The sequence below is a fragment of the Promicromonospora sp. NPDC090134 genome (assembly GCF_044746965.1).
In the GTDB taxonomy this organism is placed as follows: Bacteria; Actinomycetota; Actinomycetes; order Actinomycetales; family Cellulomonadaceae; genus Promicromonospora.
Map to the genome: position 1 here is coordinate 268,961 of NZ_JBIVCZ010000008.1, position 23,864 is coordinate 292,824.

The 23,864-nt window shown below is 72.9% G+C and carries 23 protein-coding genes; 19 read left to right on the forward strand and 4 right to left on the reverse strand.

The features are described from left to right. Window positions 1-34: 34 nt before the first annotated feature. Window positions 35-796: a helix-turn-helix domain-containing protein gene (locus tag ACIPN7_RS21760; RefSeq protein ID WP_400547105.1), complete on the forward strand. Its 762-nt coding sequence runs from the start codon at window positions 35-37 to the stop codon at window positions 794-796. Further along, window positions 796-1,269 (forward strand): NUDIX hydrolase, encoded by a 474-nt coding sequence (locus tag ACIPN7_RS21765; RefSeq protein WP_400547108.1) that lies wholly within the window; start codon window positions 796-798, stop codon window positions 1,267-1,269. Before ACIPN7_RS21760 ends, ACIPN7_RS21765 begins: the two co-directional genes overlap by 1 nt. Before the next feature lie 15 nt (window positions 1,270-1,284). Here ACIPN7_RS21765 and ACIPN7_RS21770 read toward each other — a convergent pair whose 3' ends face one another. Together ACIPN7_RS21770 and ACIPN7_RS21775 are read right to left on the reverse strand one after the other, a co-directional pair. Then, the gene (locus ACIPN7_RS21770) at window positions 1,285-1,845 is read right to left on the reverse strand and encodes an HD domain-containing protein (RefSeq protein WP_400547111.1); all 561 of its coding nucleotides are present in this window, start codon (window positions 1,843-1,845) and stop codon (window positions 1,285-1,287) included. 130 nt (window positions 1,846-1,975) lie between these two features. After that, window positions 1,976-2,377, reverse strand: a complete 402-nt coding sequence (locus ACIPN7_RS21775; RefSeq protein ID WP_400547114.1) for a hypothetical protein — start codon at window positions 2,375-2,377, stop codon at window positions 1,976-1,978. Between the two features lie 583 nt (window positions 2,378-2,960). On the opposite strand from ACIPN7_RS21775, the gene ACIPN7_RS21780 reads away from it, so the two are divergent. Further along, window positions 2,961-3,503 (forward strand): hypothetical protein, encoded by a 543-nt coding sequence (locus tag ACIPN7_RS21780; protein WP_400547116.1) that lies wholly within the window; start codon window positions 2,961-2,963, stop codon window positions 3,501-3,503. Window positions 3,504-3,551: 48 nt separating this feature from the next. On the opposite strand, the gene ACIPN7_RS21785 is transcribed toward ACIPN7_RS21780, so the two are convergent. Further along, on the reverse strand, window positions 3,552-4,112 hold the full coding sequence (locus tag ACIPN7_RS21785) for an HD family hydrolase (protein WP_400547119.1): 561 nt from the start codon (window positions 4,110-4,112) through the stop codon (window positions 3,552-3,554). Between the two features lie 92 nt (window positions 4,113-4,204). Between ACIPN7_RS21785 and ACIPN7_RS21790 the strand changes: the two genes are divergently transcribed. Continuing rightward, complete coding sequence (locus ACIPN7_RS21790; RefSeq protein ID WP_400547122.1) at window positions 4,205-4,909, forward strand: HAD family hydrolase; 705 nt, start codon at window positions 4,205-4,207, stop codon at window positions 4,907-4,909. A gap of 56 nt (window positions 4,910-4,965) precedes the next feature. On the opposite strand, the gene ACIPN7_RS21795 is transcribed toward ACIPN7_RS21790, so the two are convergent. Continuing rightward, the gene (locus ACIPN7_RS21795; protein ID WP_400547125.1) at window positions 4,966-5,883 is read right to left on the reverse strand and encodes a RecB family exonuclease; all 918 of its coding nucleotides are present in this window, start codon (window positions 5,881-5,883) and stop codon (window positions 4,966-4,968) included. A 92-nt stretch (window positions 5,884-5,975) separates the two neighbouring features. Here ACIPN7_RS21795 and ACIPN7_RS21800 point away from each other — a divergent pair, with 92 nt between their 5' ends. The 15 genes from ACIPN7_RS21800 (at window position 5,976) to ACIPN7_RS21870 (ending at window position 23,850) form a co-directional block, all read left to right on the forward strand. Further along, on the forward strand, window positions 5,976-7,169 hold the full coding sequence (locus tag ACIPN7_RS21800) for a site-2 protease family protein (RefSeq protein ID WP_400547128.1): 1,194 nt from the start codon (window positions 5,976-5,978) through the stop codon (window positions 7,167-7,169). 58 nt (window positions 7,170-7,227) lie between these two features. Continuing rightward, window positions 7,228-8,241 (forward strand): tRNA (adenine-N1)-methyltransferase, encoded by a 1,014-nt coding sequence (locus ACIPN7_RS21805; RefSeq protein ID WP_400547130.1) that lies wholly within the window; start codon window positions 7,228-7,230, stop codon window positions 8,239-8,241. Between the two features lie 141 nt (window positions 8,242-8,382). Continuing rightward, window positions 8,383-10,044: a proteasome ATPase gene (gene arc / locus ACIPN7_RS21810; protein WP_400547132.1), complete on the forward strand. Its 1,662-nt coding sequence runs from the start codon at window positions 8,383-8,385 to the stop codon at window positions 10,042-10,044. 105 nt (window positions 10,045-10,149) lie between these two features. Further along, window positions 10,150-11,811 carry a depupylase/deamidase Dop gene (gene dop / locus ACIPN7_RS21815; RefSeq protein WP_400547239.1) on the forward strand — a complete coding sequence of 554 codons (1,662 nt, stop codon included), beginning with the start codon at window positions 10,150-10,152 and terminating at the stop codon, window positions 11,809-11,811. 109 nt (window positions 11,812-11,920) lie between these two features. Next, window positions 11,921-12,118, forward strand: coding sequence for a ubiquitin-like protein Pup (locus ACIPN7_RS21820; protein WP_400547134.1), 198 nt, complete (start codon window positions 11,921-11,923; stop codon window positions 12,116-12,118). Next, the gene (gene prcB / locus ACIPN7_RS21825; RefSeq protein ID WP_400547136.1) at window positions 12,115-12,954 is read left to right on the forward strand and encodes a proteasome subunit beta; all 840 of its coding nucleotides are present in this window, start codon (window positions 12,115-12,117) and stop codon (window positions 12,952-12,954) included. The genes ACIPN7_RS21820 and prcB overlap by 4 nt, the downstream gene beginning before the upstream one ends. Next, window positions 12,951-13,850, forward strand: a complete 900-nt coding sequence (prcA, locus tag ACIPN7_RS21830; protein ID WP_400547138.1) for a proteasome subunit alpha — start codon at window positions 12,951-12,953, stop codon at window positions 13,848-13,850. The genes prcB and prcA overlap by 4 nt, the downstream gene beginning before the upstream one ends. A 32-nt stretch (window positions 13,851-13,882) precedes the next feature. After that, the gene (gene pafA, locus ACIPN7_RS21835) at window positions 13,883-15,244 is read left to right on the forward strand and encodes a Pup--protein ligase (RefSeq protein ID WP_285102360.1); all 1,362 of its coding nucleotides are present in this window, start codon (window positions 13,883-13,885) and stop codon (window positions 15,242-15,244) included. Window positions 15,245-15,335: 91 nt separating this feature from the next. Continuing rightward, window positions 15,336-16,280, forward strand: a complete 945-nt coding sequence (locus ACIPN7_RS21840) for an FKBP-type peptidyl-prolyl cis-trans isomerase (RefSeq protein WP_400547142.1) — start codon at window positions 15,336-15,338, stop codon at window positions 16,278-16,280. Beyond that, window positions 16,280-17,050 (forward strand): imidazole glycerol phosphate synthase subunit HisF, encoded by a 771-nt coding sequence (hisF, locus tag ACIPN7_RS21845; RefSeq protein ID WP_400547145.1) that lies wholly within the window; start codon window positions 16,280-16,282, stop codon window positions 17,048-17,050. Before ACIPN7_RS21840 ends, hisF begins: the two co-directional genes overlap by 1 nt. A gap of 242 nt (window positions 17,051-17,292) precedes the next feature. Continuing rightward, window positions 17,293-19,179, forward strand: a complete 1,887-nt coding sequence (locus tag ACIPN7_RS21850) for an ABC transporter ATP-binding protein (RefSeq protein ID WP_400547148.1) — start codon at window positions 17,293-17,295, stop codon at window positions 19,177-19,179. Then, window positions 19,176-21,059 carry an ABC transporter ATP-binding protein gene (locus ACIPN7_RS21855; RefSeq protein WP_400547151.1) on the forward strand — a complete coding sequence of 628 codons (1,884 nt, stop codon included), beginning with the start codon at window positions 19,176-19,178 and terminating at the stop codon, window positions 21,057-21,059. The genes ACIPN7_RS21850 and ACIPN7_RS21855 overlap by 4 nt, the downstream gene beginning before the upstream one ends. A gap of 81 nt (window positions 21,060-21,140) precedes the next feature. Then, on the forward strand, window positions 21,141-21,527 hold the full coding sequence (gene hisI, locus ACIPN7_RS21860; RefSeq protein WP_400547154.1) for a phosphoribosyl-AMP cyclohydrolase: 387 nt from the start codon (window positions 21,141-21,143) through the stop codon (window positions 21,525-21,527). Then, window positions 21,524-23,158, forward strand: a complete 1,635-nt coding sequence (locus ACIPN7_RS21865) for an anthranilate synthase component I (protein WP_400547157.1) — start codon at window positions 21,524-21,526, stop codon at window positions 23,156-23,158. The genes hisI and ACIPN7_RS21865 overlap by 4 nt, the downstream gene beginning before the upstream one ends. Further along, the gene (locus tag ACIPN7_RS21870; RefSeq protein ID WP_400547160.1) at window positions 23,155-23,850 is read left to right on the forward strand and encodes a Trp biosynthesis-associated membrane protein; all 696 of its coding nucleotides are present in this window, start codon (window positions 23,155-23,157) and stop codon (window positions 23,848-23,850) included. The genes ACIPN7_RS21865 and ACIPN7_RS21870 overlap by 4 nt, the downstream gene beginning before the upstream one ends. The last annotated feature ends 14 nt before the right edge of the window (window positions 23,851-23,864 follow it).

The window sequence follows — 23,864 nt, forward strand, 5'->3', positions numbered from 1 at the left end:
TGATAGATACGTCCCTGAGGGGGTGAGATGACACGTGAGAAACCAACGACTGGTCGCGGCGATGAGCCAGGCCGGCCTGAGCCAGGTCCGGCTCGCGGCCGCCGTCGGCGTCGATCCGAAGACCGTGGAACGCTGGGTGGCTCAGGGGCGCACGCCGCACCCGCGCCATCGCGTCGCGGTCTCGGAGGCGCTGGGCTGCGACGTCGCGGCGCTGTGGGGCGACGTCGACCGGGCGGAAGCCGCCGCCCAGGAGATCGTCGGCGTCTACCCGGCGCGGCGCGCCGTGCCGTCCGGGACCTGGCGGGCCTTCCTCGCCGGCGTGGAGCAACGCTTCGAGCTGCACGCGTTCGCGGCGACTTTCCTGCCGGACCAGACACTGGACCTGACCACCGAGATCGTCACGATGGCGGCCCGTGGCGTGCAGGTGCGCCTGCTGCTGGGCGACCCGGAGGGCGGCGCCGTCACCGTGCGCACGGCCGAGGAGGGCGGCACGGGCCTCGCCGGGCGCATCGCCCTGGTGCTGGCCTACCTGGCCCCCGCGCTCGGCACGCCGGGCGTCGAGGTGCGGCTGCACGACAGCACGCTGTACGCCACGACCTTCCGGTTCGACGACGACCTGCTGGTCAACACGCACGTCTGGGGCTCGCCCGCGGGCGCGAACCCGCTGCTGCACCTCAAGGACGGTCCCGAGTCGTCGATGGCGCCCGCCTACCAGGCGGGCTTCGAGCGGGTATGGAACGCCGCGACGCCGTTGACGGTCTGGCCGCGGACGGAGGACCCGGACGAGGTGTCGTGATGACGCGGCTCGACTACTTCGACGACCCGGCCGCACCGGCGGTGAACTCGGTGGTGCCCTCGGTCACGGTGGCCGTGCGCGACGGCGGCGGGCGCCTGCTGCTCATCCACCGCACCGACAACGACCTCTGGGCGCTGCCGGGCGGGGGTATCGACCCGGGGGAGACCGTGCGGCAGGCCGGCGTCCGGGAGACCGAGGAGGAGACCGGCTACCGCGTGCGGATCACGGGCCTGGTAGGCATCTACACGGACCCGCGGCACGTGATCGTCTACTCGGACGGCGAGGTCCGCGCGCAGTTCTCCATCTGCATGCGTGCCACGGTCACCGGCGGCGCCGTCCGGACCTCGCACGAGTCCAGCGAGGTGGTGTGGCAGCCGGTGGACCGGCTCGGTGAGCTGGCGATCCACCCGTCGATGCGGCTGCGCATCGACCACGCGATGGACCTGTCGCGCACCGAGCCGTTCCTGACCTGACCGGTCAGGCGCTCATCAGCGCCGGAGGCGATCGTCGACCGCGGACACGAGCCGCCGGAGCTGCGGCTCCGCGCGGTGGATGCTGCGCGAGACGAGGTGGCCCGGGGCGTAGCGGTCGTAGATGCAGTCCAGCCGCTCGTCCACGGTGACGCGGCGGCCCTGGGCCGAGGTGGTCATGTCGCAGTAGGTGAGCAGGTCCAGCAGGTCGCTGTCCGTCGGCACGGGGAACTCGCCCCGCAGGTGCGCGTCGAGGTGGCGCTCGCCCGCCTCGACCAGGGCCGACGTGTGGTGCGCGACCAGGCTCGTCAGCTCGTCCGGCGCGCCCAGGCGGCGCAGGTAGCGGGCGCCGTCGAGCTGGTGCAGCCCGGTGTCGCGGGCGGCGGCGGCGTAGCCGATGTCGTGCAGGTACGCCGCGGACACGAGCAGGTCGGACCGGCCCAGCACGCGGGCGACGCGCTCGGCCCGCCGGCCGACCCCGAGCGAGTGGGCCAGGCGGTCGGTGCTGGGCTCGAAGACCTCGGCCAGCAGCGCTCGCGCGCCCGCGGGACCGAAGTCCCGCGGGGTGGTTCCGTGCATCGGTTCACCGTAGGCCGGTGGGCCGTGGACGGCGCGGCGTGCGGCACGCCGCCCGGTGAAGAGGGCGGTCAGAGAACGCGTGCTGGTCTGCATCATGGCTCCCCCTGCGTCGTCGTCAGAGCTGCGGTCGTCAGAGCTCCGGGCGGCCCTTCGCGATCCACTCGCGCACCAGCGCCGTCGCACGCCGGTGCCCGGCCAGCGCGTCCTCCCGCGTGGCGTGCATCTCGGCGTACTGCTCCGTGCAGTCGAGCAGCTCGTCCTCGGAGAGCACGCCGTCCGGGTCGAGGCGTTCGACGAAGACCATCGTCTCGTAGATGAGCGGGGTGTGGTCGTCGTCGTCCTCGAGGGGCGCGGCGGTGTCGATACCCGTCCACACGGTGGACACGTGGTAGATCCCGAGGTGGTCGCGGGCGATGTGCGCGGCCCCGGCGCCGAGCCGCAGCACCGACCACTGGTCCTGGGTGATCGGGTGACCGTCGAGGTCGTAGTACATCCGCTGCGAGAGCCGCTCGAAGAAATCGGGTCCGAACACGGTCTGTCTCCCCTTTGGTCGCTGCCGGGACTCGGCGGCCGAAACCGTCGATCGAGGGCCAGCATCGCGCAGGACGGCGCGACGCGCGCGGCGGGGGCGTGGTGGGTGTGCCCGCGGGGCCGCCCGCTTCCCGGCGGTCCGCGCGATCGAGGCGTTTTCCCAGCGCACGGGCCTGGCCGGGCTCTTGCGTCGGTGCGGACGTCGGCACGATCATGGCTGGTGCCGTTGGTCGGGCGGGTGAATCTGGGGGCCGGTGTGGAGCAGGAACGTCGTACGGTCCGGCAGCGCAGTCACGACCGGTGAGGACTGCACGTGGTCCGCCTTCGAGCTCTCGTTCTACGGTCCGGAGGGCGAAGGGACGTACCGGATCGAGCCTGACGGCGGGAACCGTTCGAGGCTCGAGGCGTCGCGACGGACGCCGACACCTTCTTCGTCTACTACGACGACGGCGGTCCGGACATCTGTGCCGATCCGCTCTGGTGAAGCGGATCAAGGGCGATATCAGGTGATATGCCCGTTAGTTCCGTCGCGGATCACACTCGCCGGCGCGCGGAACGCCCCAGGTCCGGGTGACGATGAACTAATGCTCAACCTGCGAAATCACCGGGTCCTGCTCTCCGCCGTCGGTGCGCTCGTCGTCGCCGGCGCCGGCAGCGGCATCGCCTGGTCCCAGGCCGAGCGCACCAGCGAGCCCGCTGACGTGCTGCTCGACGCCGTGGAGCACAGTGAGTCCACGATGCGCGACTACATCGACGAGGTCAGCGGACGGTTCGACGAGATCGAGGCCACGTCCGACGTCGACAAGAAGGAGGAGCTCGCCGCGGCGCTCATGACCGAAGTGCCCGACCTCGCCGAGGAGGCCCGGTCCGGCGTCCTGTCCGCCAAGGAGGACGCCCAGGCGGTGCCGCTGTCCGACGGCGGCAGGCTCGACGCGGCCCGCGACGCCTACGTGGCGCACATGGACGCCTGGATCGCGGAGTACGAGCGGGCCATCGTCACCCCGGCGAGCGTCGTCGAGATCGAGCCGCGGGTGAACCGAACGTTCGACAAGGCCGTCGCCGCGTTCGAGCGGACCGACCTCGACGCCGGCCAGGAGGAGCGCGCCGAGGAGCTGCTCGCGGACTGACCGTCCGGCCCACCGGACCCGAGCCGGCACGGCCCCCGGCCCGCCGGCTCAGTCGCGCCAGCTCATCGGGGACTGCGTGAGCGCGGCGTCCGCCACCCGCTTCGCGGCGTCCGTGCCCAGCGCCGCGTAGGACGAGTCGATCCACTCCTGCACGCCGTCCTGGCCGCCGTGCCGGTACTCGACGGCCTGGACGAGGCACTCCAGCTTGTCCGCGTCGCGGGCGCACCGCGCTTCCGGCGTCTCCTGCGCCTCGAACTCGGTGACCGCGCCGAGCACGGTGGCCGCCGCGGCGTCCGGCAGCGGGGCGACCTGGTCGCGTGTGACCGCGACGTTGTCCGGCTTGGTGAGGTACGGCCGGGCCGTGTGCGGCAGGTCCGTGATGCGCGTCTCCTGGGAGTCGTGCCACAGCGCGAGGTAGGCGGCGCGCGCCGGGTCGGCGCCCTCCTCGGCTGCCAGCAGCGCGGCGAGCTGCGCGACGCGCAGGCTGTGCTCGGCCACGGACTCCGGGTCGCGCACGCCGACCTGCCACCAGCCGGCGCGGCGCAGGCGCTTGAGCACGCCCATCTCGAAGGTGAAGGCTGCGATGCCGGAAGCGGCGGTGTGCGTCATGGCGCTATCGTCCGGCATCCGGCCGGTCGGGACCCGCCTGGGCGTTCCCCGCTCGTTACCGGCCGTTCCCTGTCGGCACCTAGCATGTGTCGGTGCCCCACGAATCGTCTGCCCTGCCCGCCGCCGTCCTGTTCGACATGGACGGCACCCTCGTCGACTCCGAGGCCTACTGGATGCGCGCCGAGCACGAGATCGTCGTCGCGCACGGGGCCACGTGGACGCACGAGGACGCGCTCGGCGCCGTCGGGCAGGCGCTGCTCACCACGGGCGGCATGCTGCACGACGCCGGCGTCCCGCTGGAGCCGGCCGAGATCGTGGCCTGGCTCGTGGCCCGGGTCAACGAGCAGCTGCGCGAGGCCGTGCCGTGGCGCGCGGGCGTCCTGGAGCTGCTGGAGGACCTGCGCGCCGCGGACGTGCCCTGCGCCATCGTGACCATGTCCTACCGCAGCCAGGCCCAGGTCGTGGCCGACGGCGCCCCCGCCGGCACCTTCGCCCACCTGGTCACCGGCGACGAGGTGACGCACGGCAAGCCGCACCCCGAGCCGTACCTGGTGGCCGCCGGCCTGTTCGGCGTGCGGGCCGAGGACTGCGTGGCGATCGAGGACTCCGGCCCCGGCATCACGTCCGCGCTCGCGTCGGGTGCCCGCACCCTCGGCGTGCCCGCCGAGGTGCCGGTGCCGCCGCGTCCGGGGCTGAGCCGGGCGGCGTCCCTCAAGCAGGTCGACCTCGACCTGCTCGGCCGGATCGCGTCGGGCGAGGTGGTCGACCTGCTCGGCGCAGGGGACCTGCCCGGCTGAACCGGGCTCGCCCGAGCTGACCCGGGCTCACCCGGACCGACCCGGCGGGCCGCGCTTCAGCCCGTGATGCCGAGCCGCAGCGCGACGGCGCCCTCCGGGATCTCCGGCGGCGTGCCCCCGAACTCGGGGCACATCGCCTGGTGCGCGCACCAGCCGCACAGCTTGGACCGGCGGGGCTTCCACTCGCCCGTCCGGGCGGACTCCTCGATGCCCGACCAGATCGCGCGGATCTTCTGCTCCGTGTGCTCCAGGTGCTCGGTCGTCGGCTCGCCGCGCAGCACCTGGCCGTCGCCCAGGTACACGAGCTGGAGCATCTTGGGCAGCACCCCGCGCTCGCGCCACAGCACCAGGCCGTAGAAGCGCATCTGGAACACGGCCGACGTCTCGTAGCCGGGCCGCGGTGACTTCCCCGTCTTGTAGTCGACCACCCGCAGCGCGCCGTCGGGCGCAACGTCCAGCCGGTCCACGATGCCGCGCAGCAGCGGCCCGCCGTCGAGCTGCGACTCCACCAGGAGCTCCCGCTCGGCCGGCTCCAGCCGGTTCGGGTTCTCCAGCGTGAAGTAGGTGCCCAGCAGCGCGCCGGCCCGGGCGAGCCAGCCCGCGCGGTCCTGTCCGTCCGGGCCGATCCCGTCGGTGAACAGCGACGTGTACCGCTCGTCGGCCTCCAGGAGGCGGTCCCACTCGCCGGGCAGCAGGTCGTGCGCAGCGGCCAGCGTGCGCTCGCCCAGCGGCGCGTCGTACAGGCGCTCCAGCACCGAGTGCACCAGCGTGCCGCGCGCCGCGGCGGCCGACGGCGGCTCCGGGAGCCGGTCCACCGTGCGGAACCGGAACAGCAGCGGGCACTGCATGAAGTCGTTGGCGCGCGACGGGGACAGGGCCGGCGGTCGCGAGGGCGCGCGCACGGCCGGTGCGGCAGCGGCCGCCTCCGTCGCCACGTCCTGCCCCAGCCCTTCGGTCAGCTCCGTCGTCGTCATGCCCCAACCCTAGGGGCGGGCACTGACATCCCCCGGGAGTTGTCCACAGCGTGCCGTCACCCGCACGCCCCGCGGCCGGTTAAGTTTGTCCGGTGACCACTTCGGAGCCCGCCTCCACGCCTGCACCCGCCCCACAGCGCTCGAAGGGTTTCGTCATCGGCCGCGTCGCCGGCGCGCCCGTGATCGTCACGCGGTCCTGGTTCCTCGCGGCCCTCGTCTTGACCATCGTGTTCGCGCCCGCCATCCAGGCGCGTGCGCCGGGGCTCGGCGCGGGCGTCTACCTCGCCGCGTTCGTGTTCGTGCTGCTCCTGTTCGGGTCGGTGTTCCTGCACGAGGCCGCGCACGCGCTGGTCGCCAGGGCACGCGGCCAGAACGTGACCGAGCTCGCCGTCACGCTCTGGGGCGGCCACACGGCCTACACCGGCGGACTCGGACGGCCGCTCGACGGCTTCCTGGTCGCCGTCGTCGGACCGGTGACGAACCTGGTGCTCGCGGCCGGGTTCGGGTTCGCCTATCAGTTCGCCAGCCAGGCTGCGCCGGTGCAGAACCTGCCGACCGTCCTGCTGGGCCTGGCGGCCGTCTCCAACGCGTTCGTCGGCGCGTTCAACCTGCTCCCGGGCCTGCCGCTGGATGGGGGGCAGATCCTTGAGTCCCTCGTCTGGGCCGTGACGGGCAGGCGCGCGACCGGCACGGTCGTGGCCGGCTGGGTGGGCCGCGTCGTCGCCGTCGGAGTGCTGGTCTGGGCCCTGGCGGTGCCGTTGATGCTGGGCGCTCGACCGAGCTTCACCAACGTCCTGTGGTCGGCCCTGATCGGCGCGTTCCTCTGGGCGGGCGCGGGGGCCGCGATCTCCAACGGCCGCCGCCGGGAGGCCGTCGCGGCGCTGGCCGCCGGCCGGCTCGCGCACCCAGCACTCTCGGTCGCGTACGGCTCCACGGTCGACGAGGCGCTGTCCGCCCGGGCGGCGGCGGTCGCCGCCGGCGTCGTGGACGCGGCCGGCTACCGCCTCGTCGTGGTCGGGCAGGGCGACGAACCGATCGCGGTGCTCGACGACGACGCCGTCGCCGCGGTGCCCGCCGCCGCCCGGCAGACGACGCCGGTCGACGCCGTCGCGCTGCCGTTCGTGGAGGGCAGCGCCGTCCACCCCGCCCTGTCGGGCACCGACCTGCTGAACCACCTGGCCACCCGCTCCGTCGGCGCGCGGCTGGTCCCGGTGGTCGAGGGCGGCCGGGTCACCGGTGTGCTCGACCTGGCCGACGTGGCACGGGCGGTGCGCGGCACGGCGTGACCGCCGGCACCCGCCCGGCGGACGCGGCCCTCCGGGCCTGCACCTAGACTGGTCGGTCGTGACCACACCCACCGATGCCCCTACCGCCACCGGCGCCGAGCTGCGCCGCGGCCCGTTCCGCGTGGGCGACAAGGTCCAGCTGACCGACCCCAAGGGCCGCCTGCACACGATCACCCTGCAGCCGGGCGGCACCTTCCACACGCACAAGGGCTACTTCAAGCACGAGCAGATCATCGGGCAGCCGGAGGGCTCGGTGGTCGTGAACACGGCCGAGATCGAGTACCTCGCGCTGCGCCCGCTGCTGGCCGACTACGTGCTGTCGATGCCGCGCGGCGCCGCCGTCGTCTACCCCAAGGACGCCGGGCAGATCGTCGCCATGGCCGACATCTACCCGGGCGCCCGGGTCGTCGAGGCAGGCGTCGGATCCGGCGCGCTGACGATGTCCCTGCTGCGCGCCGTCGGCGACGCCGGGCACGTGCACTCGATCGAGCGGCGCGAGGACTTCGCCGCGATCGCACAGGGCAACGTCGAGACCTTCTTCGGCGGCCCGCACCCCGCGTGGAACCTGTCCGTGGGCGACCTCGCCGACGTGCTGCCCGGGGTGGCCGAGCCCGGCACCGTGGACCGCGTGGTCCTGGACATGCTCGCGCCGTGGGAGAACGTCGACGCCGTCGCCACCGCGCTCGCGCCCGGCGGGGTCCTGGTCTGCTACGTGGCCACCACGACCCAACTTTCGCGCACAGCGGAAGACCTCCGTTCCGACGGCCGGTTCGCCGAGCCGGCCGCCTTCGAGACGATGGTCCGGGGGTGGCACCTGGAGGGTCTGGCGGTCCGTCCCGAGCACCGGATGATCGGGCACACCGGCTTCCTCATCACCACCCGTCGCCTGGCCGACGGCGTGGTCCCGCCCGAGCGGAAACGGCGTCCTGCCAAGGGTGCGTACCCCGTGACGGCCGAGGCCGAGTGGTCGCCGGAGGAGCTGGGGGAGCGGGCCATATCGGACAAGAAGATCCGAAAGGTGCGACGTGACCTGGGGGTTGCGCCCGAGGCGGGGAACACCCCGTCTGCGTGAACGGGCTGTAACGATCGGGTACCCCGGACGTCTCAAACTGGTGTTCTTACTCCCGGACTGTCAGTGACTGTGCTTAGAGTGCTGTTCTCGGAGGCGATTGCGTCATATGGTCGCCTCTCGGGCACTACGAGAGGGGATGTCATGACCGAGAACACGTCAGGATACAACCATCCCGAGCACGAGCCTTTGCCAAACCGCGACTACGAGCGCCAGATTGCCCTCCTCTCAGCAAAGAACGAGCGCCTCGCGGAAGCACTCCGTGCGGCGCGTGATCAGATAGTCGAGCTGAAGAAACAGCTCGACGACCTGGCCAAGCCCCCGGGCACCTACGCCGTGTTCCTGGGGGCTCATGCCGACGGCTCGGTGGACATCTCGTCCGCCGGTCGCAAGATGCACGTCTCCGCGAGCCCCAGCCTGGACGTGACCCGGCTGAGTCCCGGCCAGGAGGTCAAGCTCAACGAGGCCATGACCGTGGTCGGGGCCGGCGAGTACGAGCGCACCGGTGAGCTGGTGACCGTCAAGGAGATGCTGGGCGGCGACCGCGTGCTCGTGGTGGGCCGTGCCGACGAGGAGCGCGTGGTGCGCCTCGCCGGCTCGGTGATGGACGTCCCGCTCCGGGTCGGGGACTCGCTCACGGTCGACACGCGCAGCGGCTTCGTGTTCGAGATCGTGCCCAAGTCCGAGGTCGAGGAGCTGGTCCTCGAAGAGGTCCCGGACATCGAGTACGAGGACATCGGCGGCCTCGGGCCGCAGATCGAGGCCATCCGGGACGCGGTGGAGCTGCCGTTCGCCCACCCCGACCTGTTCCGGGAGCACGGGCTGCGCCCGCCCAAGGGCGTGCTCCTGTACGGCCCGCCCGGCTGTGGCAAGACGCTCATCGCCAAGGCCGTGGCCCACTCCCTGGCCGGGATGGTGGCGCGCGCCAACGGGGGCAACCCCGAGGTGAAGAGCTTCTTCCTGAACGTCAAGGGTCCGGAGCTGCTCAACAAGTACGTCGGTGAGACCGAGCGGCACATCCGGCTGATCTTCGCCCGGGCACGGGAGAAGGCCAGCCAGGGCATGCCGGTCGTCGTCTTCTTCGACGAGATGGAGTCGCTGTTCCGCACCCGCGGCACCGGCCTCTCCTCGGACGTCGAGACCACCATCGTGCCGCAGCTCCTCGCGGAGATCGACGGTGTGGAGCGGCTCGACAACGTCATCGTCATCGGCGCCTCCAACCGCGAGGACATGATCGACCCGGCCATCCTGCGCCCGGGGCGTCTCGACGTGAAGATCAAGATCGAGCGGCCCGACGCCGAGGGCGCCAAGGAGGTCTTCGGCAAGTACCTCACCAAGGAGCTGCCGATCCACGCGGACGACCTGGCGGAGTACGGCAACAACGTCACCGAGGCGCTGGACGGCATGATCACCTCGGTCGTGGAGCGCATGTACTCCGAGGACGAGGAGAACCAGTTCCTCGAGGTCACCTACGCCTCCGGGGACAAGGAGACCCTGTTCTTCAAGGACTTCAACTCGGGCGCCATGATCCAGAACGTGGTGGACCGGGCCAAGAAGAACGCGATCAAGGACTTCCTGGCGTCGGGGCAGAAGGGCATCCGCGTGGAGCACCTGCTGACCGCCTGCGTCGACGAGTTCAAGGAGAACGAGGACCTCCCGAACACGACCAACCCCGACGACTGGGCGCGGATCAGCGGCAAGAAGGGCGAGCGCATCGTCTTCATCCGCACCATCGTGCAGAAGAAGGGCGAGGGCGCCACGCCCCGCACCATCGACACCGTCCAGAACACCGGCCAGTACCTCTGACCACACATCCGGGCAGGTCCGCGTCCGTCGAACGACGGGCGCGGACCTGCCCGACCATCGGGACTACTCCGGCATAGGGTGGTGGACGTGAGCGTACGTCGTGTGATGGGCATCGAGACCGAGTACGGAGTGCTGCAGCCTGGCCGCCCCCTGGCCAACCCCATGCTGCTGTCGAGCCAGGTGGTGACCACCTACCGGGCCATATCGACCCGCGCCGAGGGCTCGGGCGGCAAGGCGCGCTGGGACTACGACGACGAGGACCCGCTGCAGGACGCGCGCGGGTTCCACCTCGACCGCGCCTCGGCACAGCCGTCCATGCTGACCGACGACCCTGCCCGGCCCGCGCCGTCCGGCCCCGTCACGGGTCAGGTGCCCGTCGTGGAGCCCGGCCTGCCGGGCCGTGGCCGGCGCCGGGCGGGCTCGACCCAGGAGGTCGAGCGGCCCGCCCCCGACGAGTACGACGACCCGAGCGCCGCCAACGTGATCCTCACGAACGGCGCGCGGCTGTACGTGGACCACGCCCACCCCGAGTACTCCTCGCCCGAGGTCATGACGCCCGAGGACATCGTGCGCTGGGACGTCGCCGGCGAGCGCGTCATGCTCGCCGCCCTGCGGGAGCTGTCCAGCTTCCCCGGCAGCGAGGTGGTGCTCTACAAGAACAACGTGGACGGCAAGGGCGCCAGCTACGGCACCCACGAGAACTACCTCGTGGACCGCGCGCTGCCGTTCACCACGCTGGCCGAGCTCATCACGTCGTTCCTCGTCACGCGCCAGGTGTTCACCGGCTCCGGCCGGGTGGGCCTGGGCGCGACGAGCGGCACGGCCGGGTTCCAGATCTCGCAGCGCGCCGACTACATCGAGGCCGAGATCGGCCTGGAGACCACGCTGCGCCGCCCGATCGTCAACACCCGCGACGAGCCGCACGCCGACCGGCAGCGCTGGCGCCGGCTGCACCTGATCCTCGGGGACGCCAACCTGATGGAGGTGCCCACCTACCTCAAGACCGGCACGACGTCGCTGGTCCTGTGGGTGCTGGAGCACCTGGACGAGCTGGCGGACGCCGGGGTGGACGCGCGCGGCGAGCTGGGTTCCCTGCGGCTGGCGGCGCCCGTGGCCGACGTGCAGAAGGTCTCCCGCGACCTCGACCTGACCGCCGCGCTCGACCTCACGGACGGCCGCACCATGACGGCCCTGGAGATCCAGGGCGAGGTGGTCGACGTCGTGCGGCGCTCGCTCAAGGTGCTCGGTACCGACCCGGAGTCGGACGTGGTGCTCGACCGCTGGGCGTCCCTGGTCGAGCGGCTGGGCGCCGACCTGGCCGGGTGCGCGCGCGAGGTGGAGTGGGTCGCCAAGCTGCGCCTCCTGGAGCGCCTGCGCTCGCGCGACAACCTGGACTGGGACCACCCGCGGCTGCACGCGATGGACCTGCAGTGGTCGGACGTGCGCCCCGAGCGCGGCATCTATCACCGGCTGCTCGCCAAGGGCGCGGTGGACCGGATCGTCGACGAGGAGAGCGTGGCGCGCGCGGTGCAGCACCCGCCGACGGACACCCGTGCCTACTTCCGGGGCGAGGTGATGGCGCGCTACGGCAGCCAGATCTCCGCCGCGAGCTGGGACTCGGTGATCTTCGACGTCGACGGCGCGCAGGCGCTGCAGCGGGTGCCGATGCTCGACCCGACCCGCGGGACGCGGCGTCACATCGGCGCGCTGCTGGACGCGAGCCCGGACGCGGCGGCTCTGCTCGCCGGACTCTCCGGGCGAAGATGACCCTCCGTGTCGGTGTCACCGCCTAGGGTCAGTCTCTAGGGTCAACACCAAGCCTCAGGGCCTAGGCTTCAAGACCAGCACTACGTCAGAGGATCACCAGGAGGCGATCATGGCCGGTCAGGAAAGAATCAACCCGTCACACGAGGACCGCACTCCCGACGACGACGCCGGGACTCCGGCGCCCGCCGCTGCGGCAGCGCAGAAGGACGACGACGAGGTCGACGCCCTGCTCGAGGAGATCGACGAGGTGCTGGAGTCCAACGCCGAGTCGTTCGTGCGCGGATTCGTCCAGAAGGGTGGGCAGTGAACCTGAACGCAGACCGCACCGCAGGACGACTCCCGGACGCCTTCCTGCGTCCGGGATCGTCGTCCTTCGTGGACTTCCTGGCCGAGCACGCCCCCGACCGGCTGCCCGGGAACCGGAACCTGCCCGCGGGCATGACCGACCCGGCGACCCTGTCCCCGCACGCCACCACGATCGTGGCGCTGACCTTCGACGGCGGCGTCCTGCTGGCCGGTGACCGGCGCGCCACGGCTGGCCCGATGATCGCCAGCCGCAGCATCGAGAAGGTGTTCCCGGCCGACGAGTACTCGGCGGTCGGCATCGCCGGCTCGGCGGGCATCGGGCTGGAGCTGGTCCGGCTGTTCCAGCTCGAGCTGGAACACTACGAGAAGATCGAGGGCTCGCTGCTGTCGCTCACGGGCAAGGCGAACCGCCTGGCCACGATGCTGCGCGGCAACCTGGCCATGGCGATGCAGGGGCTGGCGGTCGTGCCCCTGTTCGCGGGCTACGACCTGGACAAGGACACGGGCCGCATCTTCAGCTACGACGCCACCGGCGGCCGGTACGAGGAGCACGAGCACCACGGTGTGGGTTCCGGCTCGCTCTTCGCTCGGGGTGCGCTGAAGAAGCTGTGGCGCCGGGGGATGGACGCGGAAGCGGCGGTCGCGGTCGCGGTCGAGGCGCTGTACGACGCGGCGGACGACGACTCGGCGACCGGCGGGCCGGACACCGTGCGCGGCATCTACCCGGTGGTGGCCACCGTGACCGTGGACGGTTACCAGCGCATCGAGGACGCGGAGATCGCCCGCGTGGCGGAGCAGATCGTGGCGCAGCGCCGCGAGAGGGGGTCGATCGCATGAACATGCCGTTCTACGTCTCGCCCGAGCAGCTGATGAAGGACCGGGCGGACTTCGCCCGGAAGGGCATCGCCCGCGGCCGGTCCGTGGTGGTGCTCGCCTACGAGGGCGGGATCGCCTTCGCCACGGAGAACCCCTCGCGGGCGCTGCACAAGATCTCGGAGATCTACGACCGCATCGCCTTCGCGGCCGTCGGCAAGTACAACGAGTTCGAGAACCTGCGGGTCGCCGGCGTGCGGTACGCCGACATGCGCGGGTACTCCTACGACCGCTCCGACGTGACGGCGCGCGGCCTGGCGAACGCGTACGCGCAGACGCTCGGCACGGTCTTCATCACCGAGTCCAAGCCGCTCGAGGTGGAGATCGTCGTCGCCGAGGTGGGCGCCGAGGCAGCGGACGACCAGATCTACCGGCTCACCTATGACGGCACCGTGGCCGACGAGCACGGTTTCGTCGTCATGGGCGGACAGGCCGAGCAGCTCGGCAGGCGGGTCAAGGAGGGCTGGCGCGCGGACCTCTCGCTGGGGGAGGCGCTGCGGCTCGCCGTGGCGGCGCTCGGCTCGGGTGACGGCTCGTCGTCGCGCACGATCGAGGCGGCCCAGCTCGAGGTGGCGGTCCTGGAGCGGGACCGCCCGCGCCGGGCGTTCCGCCGGCTGAACCGGCAGGTGCTGGCCGACCTGCTGGCCGAGGGCGCGCAGACGCCGTCGGGCGAGGCTCCCGCCGACGACCTCCCGCCGGCGGGCGACGTCGCGGTCGGGGCGGCGACGCCGGGCCTCGGCACACCGGACACGGTTCCGCCGGAGACACCCGCCGACAAGCCCGCCGAGGACTCCCCGACGGAGGAGAAGCCGGACGAGGGGCCGGGCACCTCCGGCACCGCGCCCGGCGCAGACCACTAGCACCAGGTTCCGCGAACAGGGAGGAGAAGTCCATGGACCGCAGGATCTTCGGTCTCGAGACCGAGTACGGCGTCACCTGTGCGGCCGACGACGGGCGGGGCCTGTCGGCAGACGAGGTCGCCCGCTACCTGTTCCGGAAGGTGGTGGCGTGGGGCCGTTCCTCGAACGTGTTCCTGAGGAACGGCTCCCGCCTCTACCTCGACGTCGGCTCGCACCCGGAGTACGCGACGGCGGAGTGCGACGACGTGCGCCAGCTCGTCTCGTACGACCGGGGCGGCGAACGCATCCTGGAGGGCCTCGTGGCCGACGCGCAGCAGCGTCTGGAGCACGAGGACCTGCCGGGACGCATCCACCTGTTCAAGAACAACACCGACTCGGCGGGCAACTCCTACGGCTGCCACGAGAACTACCTGGTGCGGCGGTCGGGCGACTTCTCGCGGCTGTCCGACGTGCTGGTGCCGTTCCTCATCACCCGGCAGATCCTGGTCGGGGCGGGCAAGGTGCTCTCGACGCCGCGCGGTGCGGTGTTCTGCCTCTCGCAGCGCGCCGACCACATCTGGGAGGCCGTCTCCAGCGCCACGACGCGGTCCCGGCCGATCATCAACACCCGCGACGAGCCGCACGCGGACGCCGAGCTGTACCGCAGACTGCACGTCATCGTGGGCGACTCGTCGATGGCGGAGCCCACCACGATGCTCAAGGTGGGCACCACCGACCTGGTGCTGCGCCTGGTCGAGGCGGGCGTCCCCATGCGGGACCTCACGCTGGAGAACCCGATCCGGGCCATCCGGGAGATCAGCCACGACCGCACGGGCAAGCACGCGGTGACGCTGGCCAACGGCCGGACCATGACGGCGATCGAGATCCAGTCCGAGTACTACGAGCGGGCCCGTGAGCTCGTGGAGGCCAACCTCGAGGTCACCCCGGTGGTCAAGCAGGTGCTCGACCTGTGGGAGCGCGGGCTGCGTGCGCTGCAGGCGGAGAACCTGTCGCTCGTGGACCGGGAGCTGGACTGGGTCATCAAGCTCAAGCTGATCCGGCGCTACCAGGAGAAGCACGACCTGGGGCTCGACGACCCGCGCATCGCCCGGCTGGACCTGGCCTACCACGACATCTCGCGCACCGAGGGCCTGTACAACCTGCTCGCGGCGCGCGGCATGGTCGAGCGGGTCACCACCGACCTGGAGGTCTTCGAGTCGACGGCGCTGCCGCCGCAGACCACCCGGGCCAAGCTGCGCGGCGACTTCGTGCGCGCGGCGCAGGAGGCGCGGCGCGACTACACGGTCGACTGGGTGCACCTCAAGCTGAACGACCAGGCGCAGCGCACCGTGCTGTGCAAGGACCCGTTCAAGAGCGTGGACGACCGCGTGGAGCGGCTCATCGAGAGCATGTGACGTTCTCGGCGCCGCCCCGGGACCGGCCGACGGGCCGGTCCCGGGGCGGCGTCGTACCGGGGCCGCCGTCGCGGCATGGGAGACTCTGCGGGTGAGTTCCTGGGTACGCGTCCTCGTCGGTGCGCTGGCGGCGGCGACGGTGGCCGTGACGGCCGCGTGCGCGCCGGCCTCGCTCCCGGTGGAGGTGGGCCCCGCCCCGACGTCGTCCGCGTCGCAGGAGCCGCTGCAGGTCACGGGCGGGAGCGGCGCCCCGCCGACGCTCGAGTACGAGAAGCCGTTCGAGGTGGTGCAGCCGGGCTCGCGCATGGTCTGGCCCGGCACGGGGGACGTGCTGGAGCGCGACGACCCGGTGCTGCTGAACCTCTACGCCCAGGACGGGCGCGACGGCACGGAGCTGCAGAACACGTTCCGCACCGCGCCCGCCGGGTACACGATGACCGAGAAGTCGCTCGGCAACCACCTCTTCGCCGCGCTGGAGGGCCGCCGCGTCGGCACGCGCCTGGCGCTCATGGAGGAGCAGGACGGCGTCCCGGTGCTGCTGGTGGTGGACGTGCTGCCGGCCCGCGCGGCGGGCAGGGAGGGCGTGCCGCCGGGCAAGGACCTGCCGCAGGTGCGCCTCGACGACCTCGGCGCCCCGACCGTGCGCGTCCCGCGAGGCGTCGAACCGCCGACCGACCTGGTGGTGCACCCGCTGCTGCGCGGCACGGGCCCGCAGGTGCGGGCCGGTCAGATCCTGACCGTGGAGTTCACCGCCGTCCGGTGGAGCGACGGCAAGGTGGTCGACACGACCTGGACCGAGGGCACCCCGCCCCAGTCCGCCGAGGTCGGCATCGGGCGCCTCGTCGACGGCTGGGACCAGGGCCTCCTGGAGCAGACCGTCGGGTCCCAGGTGATGCTGGTCGTGCCGCCGGACAGCGGATTCGCGAACACCGCCAGCGAGCTGGCCGGCGAGACCATGGTGTACGTGGTCGACATCCTCGACGCGCACAAGGCCGTCGCGGATGACGACGAGGAGCCGAAGAAGAAGGAGGGCTGATGTCCGTCGCGATCCGAGTGATCCCGTGCCTGGACGTCGATGCGGGCCGAGTGGTCAAGGGCGTCAACTTCGCCGACCTGCGCGACGCCGGGGACCCGGTGGAGCTCGCGGGCCGGTATGACGCAGAGGGCGCCGACGAGCTCACGTTCCTGGACGTGTCGGCCTCGTCCGGCGACCGCGAGACCATGGTCGACGTGGTGCGGCGTACCGCCGAGCAGGTCTTCGTGCCGCTCACGGTGGGCGGCGGCGTGCGCTCCACGGACGACGTCGACCGGCTGCTGCGGGCCGGCGCGGACAAGGTGGGTGTGAACACCGCGGCCATCGCGCGCCCGGAGCTCATCTCCGAGATCGCGCACCGGTTCGGCTCCCAGGTGCTGACCCTGAGCGTCGACGCGCGCCGCGTCACCGGCGACGTCACGACACCGTCGGGCTACGAGGTCACCACGCACGGCGGGCGGCGCGGCACCGGGATCGACGCCGTGGAGTGGGCCGAGCGCGCCGCGAAGCTGGGGGCGGGCGAGATCCTGCTCAACTCGATGGACGCCGACGGCACCACCGCGGGGTTCGACCTGGAGATGCTGCACGCCGTGCGCGAGCGCGTGCACGTGCCGCTGGTCGCCTCGGGCGGCGCGGGCACGCCGGAGCACTTCGTCGAGGCGGCCCGGGCGGGCGCGGACGCCGTCCTCGCGGCGTCGGTGTTCCACTTCGGCGCGCTGACGGTGGGCCAGGTCAAGGGCGCGATGCGCGCCGCGGGCCTCGACGTCCGCTGAGATCCCGCCGGGACGTCCGTCGAGCCGTCCCCCGGGACTTCCTTGACCTCGACCAACGTTGAGGTCATAGCGTCGGCGACGCCCAGGGCGTAAATCCGTCGAATCGATTTCCGCGCCATGACAAAATTGTGCGGTCCCCCAGGAAGCGAGGTTTTGCCGTGCCCCCAGATGCCCCGCGACCCACCCCGATGGCCCTCACCGGCTCTCGTGTGCGCCGGTCGCTCTCCCTGATGTGGCGCGGTATGCGCGCCCATCCCGGCATCTACGTGCTGGCCGTCGGCGCCTCGGGCCTCTTCGGCGCCCTGACCGTCGCCGTCAGCCGTGCCGTGGGCTGGGCCACCGACTCCGTCGTCGTCCCCGCCATCAGCGGCGACGCCGCTGCCCGCGACCGGGTCTGGCTCGCCGGGCTCGTGCTCGCCGCGGTCGCGCTCAGCCTCGCCCTCGCCGTGGCCGCCCGCCGCATCTGGGCGGGCTACGGCGTGGTGCGCATCCAGGCCGACCACCGCACCCGGCTCACCCGGCAGTACCTGCGGCTGCCCGGGTCCTGGCACCGCTCGCACCCCGCCGGCCAGCTCCTGAACCACACCACCTCGGACACCGAGGCCGCCACCGGCGTCTTCAACCCGCTGCCGTTCGCGCTCGGCGTCGTGGTCATGATCGGCGTCTCCGTGGCGCTGCTCGTGTCGATCGACCCGTGGCTGGCGCTCGCGGCGCTCGCGATCATCCCCGTCACCGTGGCCGTGAACGCGATCTACCAGCGGCACATGTCCCCGGCCGTGACGCGCGCGCAGCGCCTGCGCGGCGACGTCGCCGACGTGGCGCACGAGAGCTTCGAGGCCGCGCTGCTGGTCAAGGCGCTCGGCACCGAGGACCGCGAGGAGAGCCGGTTCGGCGCCCGCACCCAGGAGCTGCGCGCCGCGAACGTGCGGGTCGGTATCGTCCGCTCGCTGTTCGACCCCGTCATCCAGACCCTGCCGTCGATCGGCACCCTCTTGGTGCTCGCCGTCGGCACCTGGCGCATCTCCACGGGCGACGTCGAACCGGGCGACCTCGTCACCGCCGCCTACCTGCTCACGATGATGACCGTGCCCGTCCAGGCGTTCGGCTGGGTGCTCGGCGAGCTCCCGCGCGCGCTGGTCGGGTACGAACGCATCGCCCAGGTGGCCGACGCGACCGGCGCCCTGGAACACGGCGACACCCGCCTGCCCCAGGCCCCCGAGCGCCCCGGCATGGCCGTCCGCCTGACCGGCGTCGGCGTCGACGTGCCCGCGATCAGCGGGGCACGCGGCCGCTCGATCACCCTGCTCGACGACGTGGACGTCGAGGTGGAGCCCGGCGCCACCGTCGCCGTCGTCGGCACCACCGGCGCGGGCAAGACCACCCTGGTGAGCCTCCTGGCCCGGCTGTCCGACCCGACGCGCGGGCAGGTGCTGCTCGACGGCGTCGACGCCCGCACCCTCGCAGACGGCGAGATCCCGGCCCACGTCGCCCTGGTCACGCAGTCCACGTTCATCTTCGAGGACACCGTGCGCGGCAACGTCACCCTCGCCGACGCCGACACCCCCGGCGCGCCGTCCGACGACGAGGTGTGGGACGCCCTGCGGCTCGCCCGCCTGGAGGAGACCGTGCGCGACATGGCCGGCGGCCTCGACGCACCCCTCGGCGAGCGCGGCGCCAACCTGTCCGGCGGACAGCGGCAGCGGCTCGCGATCGCGCGCGCCCTGGTACGCGCCCCGCGCCTGCTCGTGCTCGACGACGCGACCAGCGCCGTCGACCCCCGCGTGGAGCAGGAGATCCTGCGCGGCCTGGCCGCGCGGACGGACACCGCGGCCGACTCACCCGGCGCAGACACCGACGGCGCCGCCGCCGCCGGACCCGCCACCCCGGGCACCACCGTGATCATGGTCGCCTACCGCATGTCGTCGGTGGCGCTCGCGGACCGGGTGGTCCACGTCGACGGCGGCCGTGTGGTCGACGTCGGCACGCACGACGAGCTCATGGTGCGCGACGCCGGCTACCGCGCGCTCGCCACGGCCTACGAGGCCGAGACCGAGCGCCGGGAGCAGGAACGGGCCGACGAGGCTGCCGCCGGCACGCTGGACGACGAGCTGGAAGAGGTGGCCCGATGACCGCGGTGACGGACGAGCCCGGCACGAACGACGTGCCCGAGGACCTGCTCGACGCCGACGGCGCCCGGATCGAGTCGGCCAGCAGCCTGGGCGTCATGGCGACGCTGCGCCGCGGCCTGGAGATCAGCCCGGAGATCACCCGTGGCCTGTGGGTCACGCTCGGCCTCGCGTCGCTGGCGGCGGCGGGCCGTGTGGTGGTGCCGCTCGCGGTGCAGCAGACGATCGACGTCGGCATCCTGGCCGACGGCGGGCCCGACGTCGGCCAGGTGGCGCTGCTCGCGTCGCTGGCCACGGGTGCGCTGATCCTGGCCGCCCTGTGCGCCGCGCTCGTGAACGTGCGCCTGTTCCGCTCGGCCGAGGCCGGGCTGGCGACGCTGCGCGTCAAGGCGTTCCGGCACGTGCACGACCTCTCGACGCTCACGCAGAACACGGAGCGCCGCGGAGCCCTGGTCTCGCGCGTGACCAACGACGTCGACACGGTCTCGCTGTTCGTGCAGTGGGGCGGCATCATGCTGCTGGTCAACGTGCTGCAGGTGCTCGTGGCGACGGGTCTCATGCTCGTCTACTCGCCGATCCTGACGGCCGTGGTGTGGATCTCGTTCGTGCCGATGTTCCTGGTGATCCGGTACGGGCAGAAGTACGTGAACCGCGCCTACACCCTGGTGCGCGAGCGCGTCGGGGCGATGCTCGGCGCCATCTCGGAGTCCGTCGTCGGCGCCGAGACGGTGCGCGCGTACGGCGTGGCCGACCGTACCGGGCGGCGCATCGGGGGCGCCGTCGAGGCGACCCGGAGCGCGCAGGCCCGGTCCCAGGTGCTGGTCGCGGCGACGTTCTCCTCGGGCGTGCTGATCTCCAACCTGGTGCTGGCCGTCGTGGTGGTCGTGGGCACGCTGCTCGGCGTGGGCGGCGGCCTGACGGCGGGGCAGCTCGTGGCCTTCCTGTTCCTGGTGCAGCTGTTCACCGGCCCGGTGCAGATGGCGACCGAGATCCTCAACGAGCTGCAGAACGCCGTGGCCGGCTGGCGGCGCGTGATCGCCGTCATCGAGACCCCGGTGCAGGTGGCCGAGAAGCCGGGCGCGGTGACCCAGGAGCGCGGTCCGGCGCACGTGACGCTGCGCGACGTCCGGTTCGCCTACCCGAGCGGGCCCGAGGTGCTGCACGGCGTGACGCTGGACCTGCCGCCGCGCACCAAGGTCGCCGTGGTGGGGCAGACCGGCTCCGGCAAGACGACGATCGCCAAGCTCGTCACGCGCCTGATGGACCCGACGGCGGGCGTCGTGGAGCTGGACGGCACCGACCTGCGGGACCTGAGCTTCGCCTCGCTGCGCGAACGGGTCGTGCTGGTGCCGCAGGAGGGCTTCCTCTTCGACGGCACGGTGCTGGACAACGCGGCCTACGGCCTGCGTGCGCCGCTGGAGTCCGATCTCGGGGCCGCCGAGGACGGCGAGCCGGCCGGCGGGCACCGCGTGGCGGTCGAGCGGGCCTTCGCCGAGCTCGGGCTGACCGACTGGGTCGCGGACCTGCCCGACGGGCTGGACACGGCCGTGGGCCAGCGCGGCGAGGCGCTGTCCGCGGGGGAGCGGCAGCTCGTCGCGATCGCGCGCGCCTACCTCGCGCAGCCGGACCTGCTGGTGCTCGACGAGGCGACGTCGGCCGTGGACCCCGCGACCGAGGTGCGGATCGCGCGGGCCCTGGACTCCCTGACCGCGGGCCGCTCCACGATCACCATCGCGCACCGGCTCTCCACCGCCGAGGCGTCCGACCTGGTGGTCGTGGTGGACCAGGGCCACGTCGCCGAGGTCGGCCCGCACCGGGAGCTGGTCACGGCGGACGGCATCTACGCCCAGATGCACGCGAGCTGGGTGGCCCAGACCCGGTAGCACCGGTCGGCCCGGGTCACGGATCGGGGCCGGCGGCGGACATCACATCGCCGTCGGCCCACGACGTGGCAGGATTCTCAGGTGCCCGAAGTTCTCGATCCCACGATCTCCGCCCGACTCAAGCGCGACGACGCCGGCCTGGTCGCCGCCGTGGTCCAGCACCACGACACGGGCGAGGTGCTCATGGTCGGCTGGATGGACGACGAGGCCCTGCGCCGCACCCTCACGCAGGGGCGGGTGACGTTCTGGTCCCGCAGCCGCGAGGAGTACTGGCGCAAGGGCGACACGTCCGGCCACGCCCAGTACGTCAAGGCGGTGAGCATCGACTGCGACGGCGACGCCCTGCTCGTCCAGGTGGACCAGGTGGGCGCCGCGTGCCACACGGGGGCGCGCACGTGCTTCGTCGCCGGGGGAGACCTGGGCGCCGTGGTCGGCGACCGCAACCAACACGACGAGGAGATCCGGTGACCCAGCTCGACAGCCAGCCCGACACCCACGAGGCCCGCGCGGCGACCGCACCCGCCGACCTGCCCTGGGGTCGCACCTGGCCGAGCCTGCCGGAGTTCCGGGAGATGGCCGCCGACCGCCGGGTGATCCCCGTGGTCCGCCCCCTGCTGGCGGACGACGCCACGCCCGTCGGCCTCTACCGGACCCTGGCGCAGGGCCGCCCCGGCACGTTCATCCTGGAGTCGGCGGAGTCGGGCGTCTGGGCGCGCTGGTCCTTCGTCGGCGTCGCGTCGCGCGCGACCCTGACCAGCGACGGCGGCCAGGCCGTGTGGACCGGCGACGTGCCCGTGGGCATCCCGACGCGCGGCGACGTCGTCGACGTGGTCGACGCGGCGCTCACCGCGCTGCGCACCCCCGGCGTCGCGAACCTGCCGCCCCTGACCGGCGGCCTGGCCGGCGTGCTGGGCTGGGACGTCGTGCGGCACTGGGAGCCCACGCTCCCGGCCACGGCCCCGGACGAGGTGGGCGCGCCCGAGCTCGCCCTGTGCCTCGCCACGGACCTGGCGGTGGTGGACCACCGGGAGGGCACGGTCTGGCTGGTCGCCAACGCGATCAACGCGGACGCCACGGACGAGCGCGTCGACGAGGCGTACGCGGACGCCGTCGCGCGGCTCGACGCCATGCAGGCCCAGCTCGCGGCCGGCGGGCCGCCGGTCACGTCGGTGGTGGCCGAGGACGTGCCCGAGCCGCAGCTCGAGTTCCGGTCCACGCGCGAGGAGTTCGAGGACGCGGTGCTCGCGGGCAAGGAGGCGATCCGGGACGGCGAGGTGTTCCAGGTGGTGCTCTCCCAGCGCCTGGACCTGGACTGCCCGGCCGACCCCCTGGACGTCTACCGGGCGCTGCGCACGATCAACCCCAGCCCGTACATGTACTACTTCCACCTGGCCAAGCCCGACGGCGCCGAGTTCGCCGTCGTGGGCTCCAGCCCGGAGACGCTCGTCAAGGTGGACGACGGCCACGTCACCACCTACCCGATCGCCGGCTCGCGGCCGCGCGGCGCCCACCCGGAGGAGGACGCCGAGCTGGGCGAGGAGCTCCTGGCCGACCCCAAGGAGCGGGCCGAGCACATCATGCTCGTCGACCTGTCCCGCAACGACATGGTCAAGGTCTGCGAGCCCACCAGCGTCGAGGTGGTCGAGTTCATGAAGGTGCGGCGGTTCAGCCACATCATGCACATGTGCTCCACCGTCGTGGGCCGGCTGCGGCCGGGCTTCGGCGCCCTGGACGCGCTGCGGGCGACGTTCCCGGCCGGCACCCTCTCCGGCGCGCCCAAGCCCCGGGCGATCGCGCTGATCGACGAGCTGGAGCCCGCCTCGCGCGGCATCTACGGCGGGGTCTGCGGCTACTTCGACTTCGGCGGCAACATGGACATGGCGATCGCCATCCGCACCGCGTACATCGCGGACGGCCGGGCCAGCGTGCAGGCCGGCGGCGGCATCGTGGCCGACTCGGTGCCCGCGTCCGAGTACCAGGAATCGCGCAACAAGGCCGCAGCGGCGGTCCGCGCCATCCAGCTCGCGTCGCGCCTGACGCCGCTGCGCGCTGCGCCGTCGCGTGCGGCGGAGCCGCGGACCACCGGGGGCGACCGGTGACCCGCACCCGCACCGTCCTCGCCCTGCTCGCGCTGGGCGCGCTGACGTTCGGCACGGGCTCGCCCACCTGGATCACCACCACGGTGGCCACGGCGCTGCAGCCCGAGGTGGCGGTCGCCGCGTCCGGCACCTCGGCCGCGCCGGGCGTCGGGGCGGGCGCCCTCGTGCTGCTGGCGGCGGGCATCGCCTGCGCGCTCACCGGGCGCGTGGCCCGGTACGTGGCGCTCGTGGTCGCCGCGGCGGCCGGCGTGCTCGTCGTGGGCAGCACGCTCGTCGTCATCCAGGACCCGACCCCCGCCGCCACCGCCGCGGCGTCCGCCTCGAGCGGCGTCACCGAGCTGACGTCGCCCGTCGTCCTCACGGCCTGGCCCTGGGCCGCGGTCGCCACGGGCGTGCTCGCCGTGGCCGTCGCCGTGTGGGGCGCCGTCGCGGCGCGCGGCTGGACGGCGACGTCGGGCCGGCACGAGCGCGCGGACCAGGCCCCGGCCACCGCCGCGGCCACGGGAACCGCCACCGTGGCGGACCAGGGAACAGCCCGGGGAACGGCCCCGGCCGACGGCGCCGCGGGCACGCCCGCGGACGACGACGGCGCAGGCCCCGCCCCCGAGGAGCCCGGCGCCGACGACGACGAGATCGACCCCCATGACGCCTGGGACGCCCTGTCCCGCGGCGACGACCCGACGGGCCGCTGACCCGGCCGCGAGCG